Genomic DNA, 14,973 nt, shown 5'->3' on the forward strand with positions numbered 1-14,973 from the left:
CCGAAAACCTAGCAAAACAATCGCCAGCCGGAAAATTAGCTGACAAAAAATGCCCGACCCTCCACACGGGGAGCGGAAGAGCCGGAACCAAAAAAACATTTGGCACTGACATTCATCGACACACTATTGAGTTCTCAAAGAACACACGCACACACATCCGGGCCAGTGTTGACCGGACCTTCTGTGAGGCAACTTTCCCAGCCTAACCAAGCAGCCTACCGAAGTCAAGACCATCGGAAGATCCGCGTTGAACTGGGCTACCAGGCGCTCCTCGTCCTACCTCGTTTCCCGGTCCTGCTCGGCGTCTCCGCCTCGCTTCGGCTCCGGGTTGGTGTCCGTGTCGCTCTGACTTGGACTAAGTTACGCGGCGGAAAACGCTACGTCAAATCGCCTGAACGAACCGGCGTTTCCGCAGGTCAGCGGCGCGCTCTCGCAGTGAAGAAGGGCTTGAATCACACGGATGTGATTCAAGCCACCGGGATCGTCACGCACCTGCCCGCAGCACGCCGGCGAGGTTCTTCTTGCCGCGCCGCAGCACGAGCCAGCGTCCGTGCAGGTAGTCGGCGTCCTCCGGGGTCCATTCGATATCGGAGATCTTCACGTTGTTCACCGCGGCGCCGCCTTCGTTCACCGCGCGCCGAGCGGCGCCGCGGCTCTCGGACAGACCGGTCGCGACGAGCAGATCCACGATGGTGTTCGGCTCGCCGGCCTTGATCTGCGCGACCTCGCCGTCGATCGCCGCTTCGCGCAATGCCGCGCCGAGGGTCGCCTCGTCGAGTTCGCGCAGTTCACCGCGACCGAACAACGCCTGGCTGGCCCGTTGGACCGCGCGGGTGTGGGACTCCCCGTGCACCAGGGTGGTCATCTCGGCGGCGAGCCTGCGCTGCGCCTCCCTGGCGTGCGGGCGCTCCGCGGTCGCGCGCTCGAGTTCGTCGAGTTCCGCGCGGGACAAGAAGGTGAACCAGCGCAGGTAGCGCACCACGTCGGCGTCCGCCGTGTTCACGAAGTACTGGTACCAGGCGTACGGGCTGGTCATCTCGGGATCGAGCCACAGGCTGCCGCCGCCGGTGGACTTGCCGAACTTCTTGCCGTCCGCGGAGGTCACCAGTGGAACGGTCAGGGCGTGCACGGACGCGCCGTCCACCCGGCGGTTGAGTTCGACCCCCGCGATGATGTTGCCCCACTGGTCGGAGCCGCCCACCTGCAGGGTGCAGCCGTAGTTGCGGCGCAACTGCAAGTAGTCGTTGGCCTGCAGCAGCATGTAGCTGAACTCGGTGTACGAGATGCCCTCGCCGTCCAGACGCCGCTTGACGGTGTCGCGCGCCAGCATGACGTTCACCGAGAAGTGCTTGCCGATATCGCGCAGGAAGTCGACGGCGCTCAGCGGGCCGGTCCAGTCCATGTTGTTCGCGATGACCGCGCCGGTCGGCGAGTCGTCCAGGTCCACGAAACGCTCCAGCTGGGAGCGAATGCGATCGGCCCAGCTCGCCACCGTGTCGGTGGAGTTCATGGTCCGCTCGCCGACGTCGCGCGGGTCGCCGATGAGCCCGGTGGCGCCACCGGCCAGCACGATCGGGCGGTGGCCGGCGCGCTGGAACCTTTTCAGCGCGAGCAACGGCACCAGGTGACCCGCGTGCAGGCTGGCCGCGGTGGGATCGAAACCGGCATACAAGGTCAGCGGCCCGGCGGCCGCCGCCGCACGCAAGGCATCCAGGTCGGTGGACTGCGCGATCAGACCGCGCCAGGTCAGTTCGTCGATGATGTCGCCGCTCACGATGTCCTATCTTTCCGCACGAGGTCCGGGGCCTCGTGTGCACCTCAGTGTCGTGGTGCGGTGCGGGTGGGTCGAACGATTTCGGCGAGTCGTTCCGCGAGGTCGGCAGGAATCGTTCGCACAGTCGACACGAGGGCGCGATCGCGCTCGAGGACAGCCGTCGAGACGGCGCAAGGCTGCCAACGAGCGGGACAGCAGCGATCAGGACATCGGGACACTGTTGCGCGAGCCGAAGTGCGCCGGTGGACGACAACCTCGGTCACCCGTCGCGGCCTCGTCTGGGCAGGTCGCGGCCATGCGCTCGCCCGGGTTCGATACGACCGAGCGCCGAACAGCGAGCTCGGCGCACGACCTCCACGAGTGCTCGGCAGGCACACCGACCCGAACGTCCCAGGTGTCTGCGGATCGCCCCGCAACGCCGGTGACCGAAGTCCACCGGCCGTCCGCGGTGCACGTGCGGTCAGTCAGCTCGACAGCGTTTCCCCCACCACAGACAGGCCGTAAGGGTGCGATCGAGCACCCTGCCGGGACGAACTACTGCGATGCGTTTCCGGCGATGGCGGGTCATCCCTCAGTGCTTCAGGTCGATGGCGCGTTCCTCCGATGGAACGGGCCGCCGGGGAACACTCGTCGCGCGGCGGCGGAGTTCCTCCGCGTCGTCAGGCCGACTTCGTGGCGGGCAGCGGAGCGCGCGGGCTGCGCCGGTAGACCGACACCGCCCGCGAATCCGGCAGCCAGAAACGCCACGGCACATCCGCCGCGCTGCTGACGCCGACCCGCGGACCGCTGGCGATCTCGGCCGTCCGCACCGGACTGCGCAACTCCAGCCGGATCGGTGACGACGGGTCGAACAGGCGAGTTCCGTAGTCGTTCAACGTGATGCCCAGCGCACTGCCGAGATTGCCCGGCCCCCGGGCCAAGTCGAGATCGGATCGAGCGCCCGGCCGTCGCGCACGCACCGCTTCCAGGCCCTCGATGACCTCGCCGGAGCGGATCAGCGCCGCACTGGCGACTCCGTCCGGCCCGCTGGTCACATTGATGCAGGTGTGCATGCCGTAGCTGAGATAGACGTACAGCACACCGGCCGGGCCGAACATCACGTCGTTGCGCTTGGTCCGGCCACGACCGGAATGCGAAGCCGGATCGGGCCACGGCCCCGCCGGGTCTCCCCCGTAGGCCTCTACTTCGACGATCCGCACGCCGACCGGACCCGACCACAAGGTCGCCCCGAGCAAGCGCCGGGCGGCGGCTGGAGGTTCGACGGCAAGTTCCTCGACAGAGTGGGCACACACAGCCGCCATTGTCCTCGACGGCTACGACAAGGGTTCGCCCAGCCGTTCGGCGACCGCTCCCCTTTCGGCGCGGCCGGTCGCGCATCGAGGCGCGACGCCGGGGTACGACGCACCCGTGGTCGACCTCTGCTGTCGGCATGATCGGTCGCGCCACGAGAAGCGACGCCGCACCCGTGTTCGATCTCGCTACCGGTACATCGGCGAAACCGGTCAGAAGTACGCGCTGTGCTCACCGGATCGCAGCGTGAGCAGATCGTCGGCGATCACGGCGACGTAGCCCACGACGACGATCGCGGCCAATTGCGCCCAGGACACCCAGTAGACGCCGATCGGAGTGGTCGCCGCCACCGCGAGTGCGGCGAGCAGGCGTGCCCAGGGGCGCGGCAGCCGCAGCACGAGGCGGAACGAGAACTGGCCGACGAAGTACAGCGCGACGCCGCCGGAGAGCGCCGCGGCCACGGCGACCGAGGTCGCTTCGTGACCGTGGGCGATGCTCATCTGGATGCCCGCCGCGGCCACGATGACGCCGATCAGCAGCGGGTACAGGGCGTAGCCGTAGGCCAGCACGGCAGGCCGGGAGCGTTCCCGGTCCGGCACCGCGGCCAGTGCGTGCTCGCCCCGCTCGTCGTCGACGCCGAAGTACGCCCACCACAGGACGTAGGCCAGGCCGAGGCCCAGCCCCACCGTGGCGATGAGCTGCACGGTGATCTGTTCGCCGGCCAGACCGGCGCCGATGGCGACGATGGATTCACCGATCGCGACGATCACGACCAGTCCGTGCCGCTCGCAGAAGTGACTGGCGCGGACCACGAAGTCCCCAGTGTCGACGAGGTAGGGGCTGATCACCTGGACCGCGAAGGCGGCCCCCCAGCACGCGTACTGCGCCCAGCCGTGCACGAATCCGCCCGCCAGCACCAGCGCGGCGGCCACCGCGTTCAGGGGACCGATCCGCCGGATGGCGTTCGTCGCCGATGCGCCGCCCGCCGAGGCGAACAGCGCGGTATGCACGGCGTTGACCAGGACGTATCCGAACCCGAAGGCGATGCCGGTGCCGTGGAACGCGTCGGGGATCGCCAGGGCCAGCACGAAGAACGCGAACATGCCGACCAGCAACCAGGTGCGCCGAGTCGTACTGTTCGGCGCGACCTCGTTGGTGAGCCAGACATAGCCGGAGTACATCCACCAGATCAGCCCGAACAACAGCGCCACCTGCCCGAGCGCCGGCCAGCCCGGATGGTGTGTGTAGACATGCGACAGCTGAGTGATGGTGAGGACGAAGACGAGATCGAAGAACAGTTCGAGCGTCGAGGCCCGCACCTGACCACCGTCGGCGGACAGGGTGCTCTGGTTGGTCACGGCTGGAGCCTAGAGCGGCCACCGCCACGCCGCTGGAAGACCGGCCAGTCTGTTCCATTTGGCAGGAGATCACCCGACGGTGCCGGCGGTTCGGCCGCCCGCACACCCTGAAGGTCACGACACCGGCCTCGGGGGCGGATCGGGGAGGAAATCGGGATGGTTCCGGATGTGTTGCGGCACTGCGGATTTCTACCGTCGGTCCATGTCTTCGGATGCCCGGCCGCGCAGGCGGCTGCTCGTGGTCGCCGTCTGCCTCGCGACTTTGCCGGTCCTGATCATCGGAGGGGTCGCCTGGATATACGCCGGTGCGGTCGTATCCACCGTCGGCAAGACGGAATTCCGGGACGAACTCGCCATCCCTCCGCTGGCGCCGTCGCGGGTCGGCGCCGACGGCACGCGCACGTTCGAACTCGACATGCGCGCCGGGCAGCGCGAATTCCTACCCGGCCGCGCCACGCGGACCTGGGGGTTCAACGGCGACTACCTCGGTCCGACGCTGCGGGCGCGGCGCGGGGAGACGGTGGCGGTCACCGTGCGCAACACGCTGCCGGAGGCCTCCACCGTGCACTGGCACGGCATGCATCTGCCCGCGGCGATGGACGGCGGCCCGCACCAGATGGTGGCGCCGGGCGCCGCTTGGACGCCGCAGTGGACCGTCGACCAACCCGCCGCGACCCTGTGGTATCACCCCCATCCGCACGGCGCGACCGAAGCCCACGTGCGCCGCGGGCTGGCGGGCATGTTCCTGCTCGACGACGACGTATCCAGCACGCTCACCCTTCCCTCGCATTACGGGGTGGACGATCTGCCGGTGATCGTGCAGGACGTGAAATTCGACGGCGCGGAGTTCGACTCCACGCACGGGATTTTCCGCGACATCGGATTCCTCGGCGATCGGACCATGGTCAACGGAACGCTCGCGCCGTACCGGAACGTCGGCGACGAGCTCGTCCGGCTGCGCCTGCTCAACGCATCCACCGCACGGGTCTACACCTTCGAATTCGCCGACGGGCGACCGTTCGCGCTCGTCGCCACCGACGGCGGCCTGCTGGAACGGCCGAGCACGCAGGACCGGTTGCGGCTGTCGCCGGGTGAGCGGGCCGAGATCGTGGTACGGATGCGCCCGGGCGAGCGCACCGTGCTGCGCAGCGGCGAACTCGACGCCGGGCTCGATTTCTGGACCCAGCGTTTCGCCGGCGGCGACGACACCTTCGACGTCCTCGAATTACGCGCGGCCGATACGTTGCGTCCCTCACCGGAACTGCCCGCGTTCCTGGCCTCGTCCGCGACGCCGGACGGCGGCGACGCGGTCCGGGAACGGCATTTCGACCTGGATCTCGGCGGGATCAACGGCACCCCGATGGCCATGGATCGCATCGACTTCGCGGTCACGCGCGGCACCACGGAGATCTGGGTGGTGCGCAACAACGACGGCATGCCGCACAACTTCCACATCCACGACGTGCGATTCCGCGTGATCGCGGTGGACGACGGCCCGGTACCCGCGGCGTCGACCGGTCCGAAGGACACCGTTTTCCTGCCGCCGAACAGCACGGTGCGACTGGCCATGCGGTTCGACGGCCCGGCCGATCCGGACGCACCGTACATGTATCACTGCCATCTGCTCTGGCACGAGGACCTCGGAATGATGGGCCAATTCGTGGTGGTGGAGCCCGGGCAGACCGCGGGAACGCCACCCGCGCACCACGGTCACTGATTCCACGCGCACCGCTCTTGCCTGTTCCGGGTGGGCGCGCTAAATTCATCACACAGTGAATTCAACACTCGATGAATTGAGGCGACCGTGTCGCAATCCACCCCATCTCCCGCCGTCGAGGTAAGGAATCTGCGGGTCCACCGCGGCGGCCGCGAAGTACTGCACGACGTCTCGCTCACCATCCCGCGCGGATCGATCACCGGTCTGCTCGGCCCGTCCGGATGCGGCAAGACCACGCTGATGCGTGCCATCGTCGGCACTCAGATCATCGAATCGGGCGACGTCAGCGCGCTCGGGCGCCCGGCGGGCTCGGCCGCGCTGCGCCACTTGATCGGCTATGTCACCCAGGCGCCGAGCATCTACAACGACATCAGCGTCCGTGAGAACGTCGCGTACTTCGCCGCGCTCTACGGCCGCGACCGCGCCGACGTCGACGACGCGATCACGGCGGTCGGTCTGACCGACCACGCCCAGCAGCGCGGTGACGAGCTGTCCGGCGGGCAGAAGACGCGCGCGTCCCTGGCGTGCGCGCTGGTCGCCCAGCCGCAACTGCTGGTGCTGGACGAGCCGACGGTCGGCCTGGATCCGGTGCTGCGCGTCGAGCTGTGGAAGCAGTTCCACGAGCTGGCGGCGAACGGGACGACGTTGCTGGTGTCCAGTCACGTCATGGACGAGGCCGAGCACTGCGACCGGCTGCTGCTGATGCGCGAGGGGCAGTTGCTCGCCCAGCTCAGCCCCGACGAACTGCGCACGCGGACCGGTGAGCAGAACCTGGAGACCGCCTTCCTCACCCTGATCACGATGGGACAGAACGCATGACCGCCCTTTCCGAAGCCACGCCCCGGCGGACGCCGACGGTGCGCCCCTACGCCGCGACCACCGGCCGCATCCTGCGGCAGCTGCGCAACGACCACCGCACCGTCGCCATGATCCTCGTGGTCCCCGCACTGCTGATGGCGCTGCTGTATTTCATCTACAAGGACACTCCGACCAATCCGCTGAACCCCGTCTCGCTGTTCGACCGGGTGGGCATCAGCATGCTCGGCATCCTGCCGTTCATCGTGATGTTCCTGATCACCGCGATCGCGATGCAACGCGAACGGACCTCGGGCACGCTGGAGCGGCTGCTGTCCACGCCGCTGACGAAACTCGACCTGCTCGCCGGATACGGCACCGCGTTCTCGCTGGCCGCCGCCGCGCAGGCGATCGTCGCCTGCCTGGTCTCGTTCGGGTTGCTCGGGCTCGACGCTGCGGGCAGCCCCAGCTGGGTGGTGCTGATCGCGGTGATCGACGCGGTGTGCGGTGTGGCGCTGGGGCTGCTGGCAAGCGCGTTCGCGCGCACCGAATTCCAGGCCGTACAGTTCATGCCGGTCGTGGTCGCGCCGCAAATCTTCCTGTGCGGCTTGCTCGTTCCCCGCGGCCAGCTGCCCGATTGGCTGGAGGTGATCAGCAACGTGATGCCGCTGAGCTACGCGGTCGACGCGCTGCAACAAGTTTCGACGCATCCGGAGGTCACCGGCGAGATGTGGCGCGATCTGGCCATCGTCGCCGGATTCGCGATCGTCGCCTTGTGCCTGGGCGCGGCCACGCTACGACGGCGGACCACGTGACGGCAGGAAACGGTTCCGGCGGCGCCGAGCGGCCTGCCCGCACCGGCCGCCGACCGGGGCAATCGGGCGCCCGCGAGGCCATCCTCGCGGCCGCCCGCGCGCGTTTCGCCGACGCGGGCTTCGACAAGACCTCGGTGCGCGCCGTCGCCACCGACGCCGGGGTCGATCCCGCCCTGGTGCACCACTACTTCGGCACCAAGCAACAGCTCTTCGCCGCGGTGGTGGAGCTGCCGGTCGATCCGGAGGCGACCCTGCGCATCATCGAGGCCGCGCCACTGGATCAGCTGGGCGAGACGATCATTCGCGCGGTGATCGGGGTGTGGGACTCCCCCGCAGGACCCGGTGTGGTGGCGGTGGTGCGCAGCATCCTGGCCGGCAGCGACGACCCGTCTCTGGCCAGGACATTCTTGTTGGAAGTGGTGCTGGAACGCGTGCGCTCGCGTATCGCCACCCCGCAGGACGACGGCCGGGTCCGGATCGGCCTGGTCGCGTCCCAGATGATCGGCGTGCTGGTGGGACGCAAGATCGTCGGGGTGGAACCCCTGGCCTCGATGCCCGCCGCCGACCTGGTCGCCGCCGTGGGCCCGACGCTGCAGCGCTATCTGACCGGCGACATCGGACAGTGAACGCCGACCGGGCCGTCACTCCACGACTTCGACGACGTCGCCCGGCCACAGATACTCGTAGAAAGCCTTGGCTCCCTCGTGGGTCATCCGGACGCAGCCGTGCGACTTCTTCTCGATCGGGCCGACGTGGAAGGCGATGTCACCGTTGAAGAAGGTCGCGTACGGCATCGGAGCGTTGTGCATGGTGCTCCAATGGAACTCCTTCTTGAACGACACGCGGAAGACTCCCGGCGGCGTCTCGTATCCCGGCATCCCGTGCGAAATCGGCGTGGGGCCGTAGACCACCTTGCCCTCGTCCATCAGCCACGCTTCGTCGGTGGACAGCCGCATGCACGCACGGGCCGCCGTGGAGCACGGCGCGACGGGAGGCGGGGGCGGAATCAACGCGGGCATCCCGGGGATGTCCGGACCACCGGGCCAAAGAGGTTCGGCCTGTGCGGGCGCCGCCATGGTGAATCCCGCCGCCGCGACTCCGAAGGCAATCGCACACCGAGCTGTCCAGTTACGTAAACGCGTATCGCTCATTACGTTCCCGACCTCTCTCCCATACGCCACTCGGTGCCGCTCGTCAGGCCGGCCGCGTCACCCCTTCGCTGGAGCGAGCGGACCGTTCCGAGGTGCAAATGATCATGGCGGAGCCGGTTCGGAACGGTCAATGGAGGCAAAACGACCGTGACGGATCCGTTGCCGGGCGACGGGCGAGTCGTGCGGAAGCCGGACGGCAGGGCGGGTAGGTCAGGCGTCGGCCTGCGCGGTGAACACGTCGTGCTCGGCGTCGGTGACATCCCTGGCCTCGTCGACGAGCAGGACCGGGATGCCGTTCTCGATCGGGTATGCCCGGCGCAGGCGCGGGTTGTAGAGCAGCGCGCTGCCGTCGGCGGCACGGACCAGGCGCAGCGGGCCTTTGTCCTGCGGGCAGGCCAGCAGGCTCAGCAATGTGGCATCCAAGGTGGGCTCAGGCATACGAGAAACCTACCTTCCGGCCGGGCCGGGCCGGGAACCGTCCGTATCGAGTGCGGGTGTCCGGCGGAACGAGATGTGGCGATGACCGAAGAAGCTCGCGCCCGCCACCAGCGCCATCACCGCGACCGCCGACGGAATGCTCGGCAGGTGCAGCAGCGAGACCCCCAGCTGGAGCAGCACCATGTTCAGCACCAAGCCGCCGGAATTCACCGCGACGAACGCGAGGAAGTCCCGCGCCAGGCGGCCGCGCACCCGGAACACGAGGGTTCGGTGCAGGACGAACGCCACGACCACGCTGATGCTGTAGGCCAGGGCGGGCGCGAGCGCGGCGGGCGCCCGGTTGCCGAGCACCGCCAGCCACAGCACCGTCAGGGCCATGCCCAGGCCGGTGTTCACCACGCCGACGATCGCGAACGCGATCTCCTGGCGGCGCACCACGCGCAGCAGCGGGCCGGGGTCGGCGGGAAGCGCCGCGGACTCCACGCCTTCGGCATCCGTCTCGAAGGCCCGGGCCGCACCCGGTCGATCCGCCGCGCCCGCGCTCATCGGACGGCGTCGGCCAAATCGGTGTCCGGGGTCACGGCCGGGTCGGGCGGCGACGGCGCGTCACTCGGTTCGGCCGACCCGTCGAGCCGCCGCCTGCCGCGCAGGTAGGCCCACTCCAGCGCACCGACGCCGAGCAGCCCGGCCAGTGCCGCTGCGACGCCGATCCGCCAGCCCGGGGGTTGCCAGGACAGTACCAGCTCACCGGAGCTACCGGCCGGAATATCCACAGCCACAAAGGTTTTGGCGACCAGCGTGGAGGGGATCGCACGGCCGTCGATGGTCACCCGGTAACCGGGCCAGCCGAGCCGGGCGAACACGACCCGCCCACCTTCCGGGGAGTTCACCCGTACCCGGCTCGTCGTGTCCGATTCGGCGACCGACGTGGCCGTCACTCCCTGGGTGGCCGCGATCCGGCCGTCACGCGCCGAGATCAGGCCGTCGACGCGTTCGAGCACGGAGATGTACTTCTCGTGCCCCGGGTAATCGACCCACCTCCAGCCGGAGGGCGCGGGTCGGTCGCGCGCGTCCGGGTGCAGAGCGCGCTGCAGCACGACCCGGTCGACCTTCATCAGGTCGACGATGGTCCGGCCGGTGGTCGGCTCGGTCGCGAACGCCCGCCGGTAGGCATCGGGGCAGACACTGGTGTCCCAGCGCATGCACAACGTCTCGCCGAACCAGTAGTGCCCGTTGGGGGTGTACCCGCTGACGTAGGTCAGCTCGAGATCTTTCGCGTAGTTGCCGAAGACGAGCGATCCGTACGCGCCGGAAAGATTGCGTTCCGCCGGCGGGATCAGCATTCGGTCCGCCAGTTGCAGCGTAGTGCCGGGGAAATCGGGGAACGCGGCCTTCATCTCCGACCGGTTCTCCGGCAGATTCCAGCCCATCGGGGTCGGTTGCGCCGCCCACACCTGCAGATACGCGATCGGGAACACCGAAACGACGATCAGCGCGCACGCGGCGGCCGCGCCACGGCTGCGCCCCAGCCATACCGCGACGGCGCCGAGCGCCGCCACACCGAGCGCCGCCACGACATGCCAGATCACCTCGTGCGGCGCGGCCGAGAAGGAACGCGCCCACAACAGACCGATGAGCACCGCGGCCGCGACGCCACGCCGCCGCCAGTCCTGGACGGTGGCGAAGCGGCCCAGCAGCACGCACACCAGCACCAGCAGGCCCAAAGCCACCATCGGGAGCACCCGCGCAGGCCAGCGCAACGGGCCGACAGCGCCGGGACCGGCCGTCCACATCAACGCCATCACCGCGAACAGCGCGGGCGCGACGAACTCGCGCGCCGAGCCGAGCGCCTTGCGCCAGTCGACGAAGGCCAGCGCCGGGACCAGGAACCAGGCGATGTAGACCACCGGCATCGGCTGCACGTAGCCCCACCAGGAGCTGAACGCGGGCAGTGTGCTGGGCAGGCTGGCGTTCAGCGACTCCGACCACGGCACCGTGAGGAACTGGTCGTTGTTGATCTGCGCGGTGCCTCGCCAGGTCACCTTCGCCGACAGCATCGACGGCAGGTAGGTCGCCAACCCGGCCAGCGCGGCACACGCGGCGACCGTCAGCAGGCGCAGCGCCGGACGCCACGCCTTCTGATACACGAGTTCGCCGATCACGACGGCGCCCACCATCAGACCGGCTTCCACCGCGGGGAAGATGTACTGCACCGAGATGGCCAGATAAAGGAAGACGAAGGTGGGGATCGGCCCGCTGCGCCCACGGGCGTAGCGCACGCCGGAGGCCCACGCGTGGGCCAGCCAGGCGGTGCCGGTGAAGGCGGTCATCCAGCTGGCCTCGTCGAAGAACAGCAGCCATCCGGTGAACGGTATGGCGGCGCCCGCGACCGCCGCCCAGGGCGCCTTCGCGCCGTAGGCCAGGCAGATCCGGTAGACGCCGAGCGCGAGGACGATGGCGAAGATCAGTTTCACCACCGTGGCGTACAGCGCGAGGTTGTCCACCGACGGCGCGATCAGATCGATCAGCAGTTGCGGTGGATTGAGCAGTCCGGCTTCTTCGATGGTGTAGTTGCCCGCCATCCAGTGCTCGGGCACGAGTGCCGGGAGCCGTCCTTCGCGCAGGTACCGGCCGAGCATCACCCACAGCGGCGCGTACTGCGATTCGGTGTCGTCGGTGTAGAAATGCCGGACGTTGGCGAGTAGCACCGCACCGTATCCCGCGACCACCCCGAGCGCCGTGATGACGCCCCATGTCCAGACTTCGCGTGAAGGGAAGGTGCTACGTTCGGCCACGAGTCCCAGACCCTACCGTCAACGCGGTGCCGCGCGGGCATGCCAGTGCCGGAACGCCGTCCGGGAAGGCGCTATCGCGCGGCGCCTCGGGCCCCGGCCTCGGGCTCACGGTGGAACGAGATGTAGCGGTGGCCGAAGAAGCTGGCGACGGCCACCAGGCCCATCACCACGACCGCCGACGGAATCCGCGGCAGGTGCAGCACCGCGACGGCCAGCGACAACAGCACCGTATTCAGCAGCAGCCCACCCGAATTCACCACCACGAAGCCCGCGAAGTCGCGCAGCAGGCGGCCACGGACCCGGAACACGAGCGTGCGGTGCAAGACGAAGGCGACGACGATGCCGACGGCGTAGGCCAGCACCACCGCGACCGCGGGCGGCCACGCGTCGCCCAGCACCGCCAGCCACGCGACGGTCAGCGCGATGCCGAGCAGGGTGTTGCCCGCGCCGACCACCGCGAACGCGACCTCTTGTCGCCGGAACACCCGCACCAGGAGTCCCGGCGCGGGCCCGTCACCCACGGCCGCGGCCGCCGCGGCGTCCGGGCGCGCGTTCGTCTTCACGAAACGACGTCCGCCAGCTCACGATCCGGCTCGGTGCGCTCGGCGTCGCCCGCCTCCTCCGGCTCCTCGCGGCGCCGGGACCGGACATGCAGCCACTGCAGCACCCCGAGCCCGAGCACGCCCGCCACGGCGGCGGCGATGCCGATCTTCCAGCCGGGCGGACGCCAGGTCAGCACGAGTTCGGCGTTCTGGGTGCCCGCGGGGACGTCGACGGCGATGAAGGACTTGGCGACCGTGGTGATCGGAAGCGACTTGCCGTCCAGCGTGACCCGGTATCCAGGCCAGCCCAGCCGAGCGAACACCACCCGGCCGCCTTCGGCGGAGGACACGCGCACCCGGCTGGTGGTGTCGGTTTCGGAGATCGAGGTCGCGCTCACCTTCTCGGCATCGGTGACGCGGCCGTTCGTGGTCGAGATGAGTCCGCCCACGCGTTCCAGCACCGCGATGTAACGCTCGTGCCCGGGGTAGTCCACCCACTTCCACCCCTCGGGCGCCGGTTGGCCGGGCGCGTCGGGGAACAGCGCCCGCTGCAGCACCACGCGATCCAGATTCATCAGATCGACCAGCGGCCGCCCGGTGGTCGGCTCGGGCGCGAACATCCGCCGGTAGGCGTCGGGGCAGACGCTGCCGTCCCAGCGCATGCACAGCAGTTCACCGAAGTAGAAGTGGCCGCTGGGGGTGTACCCGTTGACGTAGTCGAGCTCGAGACCCCGGGCGTAGTTGCCGAAGACGAGCGAGCCGTACGCGCCCTCGATGCTCTTGTCCTGCGGCTGCAGCAGTCCTCGATCGCCCAGCTGGATGGTGTTGCCCGCGAAATCCGGGAACGCCGCCTTCGCTTGCGAACGCTTCGCGGGCAGATTCCACGACATCGGCGTCGGTTGCGCCGCGTCGACCTGGAAGTAGGCGATCGGGAACATCGCGACGATGGTCAGCGCGCACGCCGCCGCGGTTCCCTTGGTGCGCCCGAGCCACACCGCCGCCGCGACCAGCGCGGCCAGCGCGAGGGCCGCGATCACGTGCCAGATCACGTCGTGCGGGTCGGCGGAGAACGAGCGCACCCACAGCAGCAGGATCAGCACGCCCGCCGCGATGCCGCGGCTCTTCGGATCCCGCACCGTGCCGTACCGCCCCAGCAGCACGCACACCAGGATCAGCAGGCCGATGGCCAGCATCGGCAGCACGCGCGCGGGCCAGCGCAGCGGACCGACCGAACCGGGGCCCGCGGTCCACATCAGCATCATCATCGCGAAGATTGCGATCGCGCTCAGCTCCCGCCACGCCTCCCGGGCGCGACGCCAATCGACGAACGCGAGGGCGGGGATCAGGAACCACGCGATGTAGGTGACCGGCAGCGGCTGCACGTAACCCCACCACGACGTGAAGGCGGGCAGCGAGCTGGGCAGGCTGGCGTTCAGCGACTCCGACCACGGCACGGTGAGGAACTGGTCGTTGTTGATCTGCGCGGTGCCCCGCCAGGTCACCTTCGCCGACAGCATCGACGGCAAGAAGGTCAGCAGGCCCGCTAGCCCCGCGCAGCCCGCCGCGAGCGTCAGCCGCAGCACCGGCTGCCACTTGCGCTGGTACACCAGCTCGCCCACGGCCACGGCCAGCAGCATCAGCACGGCTTCCACCGCGGGAAAGATGTACTGCGTCGAGATGGTCAGGTAGAGGTAGACGAACACCGGGATCGGCCCGCCGAGACCTCGCGTGTAGCGCACCGACGCGGCCCAGGCGTGCACCATCCAGGCGGTGCCGGTGAGCGCGGTCATCCAGCTGGCTTCGTCGAAGAAGAGGAAGAAGCCCGACAGCGGCAGCGCGATGCCCGCCACCGCCGACCAGGCGGGCCTGCCGCCGTAGGCGAGGCAGACGCGATACACGCCGAGCGCGGCGATGATCGAGAAGATCAGCTTCACGACGGTCGCGTACAGCGCGACGTTGTCCACCGAGGGCGCGATCAGATCGATCAGCAGCTGCGGTGGGTTGAACAGGCCCGCGTCGTCCATGGTGTTGTTGCCCGACATCCACTGCTCGGGCACCATGACCGGGAACTCGCCCGCGCGCAGCGCACGGCCGAGACCGACCCACAGCGAGGTGTACTGGGATTCGGTGTCGTCGGTGAAGAAATGCCGGGCGTTGGCGAGCAGGACAGCGAGGTAACCCGCGATCACTCCGAGCGCGGTGATGACCCCCCACCGGTAGACATCTCGCCGCGAATAGACATCCGGCCGCGAGCCGGGCACTGCACTGTCCGTCACGAGTTCCAAACCCTACAGGGCA

The 14,973-nt window shown here is 68.9% G+C and carries 13 protein-coding genes; 4 read left to right on the plus strand and 9 right to left on the minus strand.

Annotated elements, in window-relative coordinates; genetic code table 11:
- Positions 1-484: 484 nt before the first annotated feature.
- From tyrS to ABZ552_RS23980, 3 genes are all read right to left on the minus strand, one after another.
- Entirely contained in the window at positions 485-1,774 is a 1,290-nt protein-coding gene (gene tyrS / locus ABZ552_RS23970; RefSeq protein WP_281874284.1) for a tyrosine--tRNA ligase, read from the minus strand.
- Positions 1,775-2,433: 659 nt separating this feature from the next.
- Positions 2,434-3,075, minus strand: coding sequence for a DNA-3-methyladenine glycosylase (locus tag ABZ552_RS23975; RefSeq protein WP_281874285.1), 642 nt, complete (start codon positions 3,073-3,075; stop codon positions 2,434-2,436).
- Between the two features lie 201 nt (positions 3,076-3,276).
- Entirely contained in the window at positions 3,277-4,422 is a 1,146-nt protein-coding gene (locus ABZ552_RS23980; protein ID WP_281874286.1) for a low temperature requirement protein A, read from the minus strand.
- A gap of 202 nt (positions 4,423-4,624) precedes the next feature.
- On the opposite strand from ABZ552_RS23980, the gene ABZ552_RS23985 reads away from it, so the two are divergent.
- The 4 genes from ABZ552_RS23985 to ABZ552_RS24000 all read left to right on the plus strand — a co-directional run bounded on the left by ABZ552_RS23985 (position 4,625) and on the right by ABZ552_RS24000 (position 8,375).
- Positions 4,625-6,139: a multicopper oxidase domain-containing protein gene (locus ABZ552_RS23985; RefSeq protein WP_281874287.1), complete on the plus strand. Its 1,515-nt coding sequence runs from the start codon at positions 4,625-4,627 to the stop codon at positions 6,137-6,139.
- Between the two features lie 87 nt (positions 6,140-6,226).
- Positions 6,227-6,958 (plus strand): ABC transporter ATP-binding protein, encoded by a 732-nt coding sequence (locus ABZ552_RS23990; protein ID WP_281874288.1) that lies wholly within the window; start codon positions 6,227-6,229, stop codon positions 6,956-6,958.
- Positions 6,955-7,749: an ABC transporter permease gene (locus ABZ552_RS23995; RefSeq protein ID WP_281874289.1), complete on the plus strand. Its 795-nt coding sequence runs from the start codon at positions 6,955-6,957 to the stop codon at positions 7,747-7,749. The genes ABZ552_RS23990 and ABZ552_RS23995 overlap by 4 nt, the downstream gene beginning before the upstream one ends.
- Complete coding sequence (locus tag ABZ552_RS24000; RefSeq protein ID WP_281874290.1) at positions 7,746-8,375, plus strand: TetR family transcriptional regulator; 630 nt, start codon at positions 7,746-7,748, stop codon at positions 8,373-8,375. The genes ABZ552_RS23995 and ABZ552_RS24000 overlap by 4 nt, the downstream gene beginning before the upstream one ends.
- Positions 8,376-8,390: 15 nt before the next feature.
- Here ABZ552_RS24000 and ABZ552_RS24005 read toward each other — a convergent pair whose 3' ends face one another.
- From ABZ552_RS24005 to ABZ552_RS24030, 6 genes are all read right to left on the minus strand, one after another.
- Entirely contained in the window at positions 8,391-8,705 is a 315-nt protein-coding gene (locus ABZ552_RS24005; protein ID WP_281874291.1) for a L,D-transpeptidase, read from the minus strand.
- A gap of 405 nt (positions 8,706-9,110) precedes the next feature.
- Entirely contained in the window at positions 9,111-9,338 is a 228-nt protein-coding gene (locus ABZ552_RS24010; protein WP_281874292.1) for a Trm112 family protein, read from the minus strand.
- A gap of 9 nt (positions 9,339-9,347) precedes the next feature.
- Positions 9,348-9,884, minus strand: coding sequence for a GtrA family protein (locus ABZ552_RS24015; protein ID WP_281874294.1), 537 nt, complete (start codon positions 9,882-9,884; stop codon positions 9,348-9,350).
- On the minus strand, positions 9,881-12,133 hold the full coding sequence (locus ABZ552_RS24020; RefSeq protein WP_281874296.1) for a hypothetical protein: 2,253 nt from the start codon (positions 12,131-12,133) through the stop codon (positions 9,881-9,883). Before ABZ552_RS24020 ends, ABZ552_RS24015 begins: the two co-directional genes overlap by 4 nt.
- 71 nt (positions 12,134-12,204) lie before the next feature.
- A complete protein-coding gene (locus tag ABZ552_RS24025) occupies positions 12,205-12,696 on the minus strand; it encodes a GtrA family protein (RefSeq protein WP_281874298.1) in 492 nt (163 codons plus the stop codon).
- A complete protein-coding gene (locus tag ABZ552_RS24030; protein WP_281881046.1) occupies positions 12,693-14,864 on the minus strand; it encodes a hypothetical protein in 2,172 nt (723 codons plus the stop codon). Before ABZ552_RS24030 ends, ABZ552_RS24025 begins: the two co-directional genes overlap by 4 nt.
- Positions 14,865-14,973: the final 109 nt, after the last annotated feature.

It is taken from the genome of Nocardia sp. NPDC019219, assembly GCF_040632645.1.
Classification (GTDB): Bacteria; Actinomycetota; Actinomycetes; order Mycobacteriales; family Mycobacteriaceae; genus Nocardia; species Nocardia sputorum.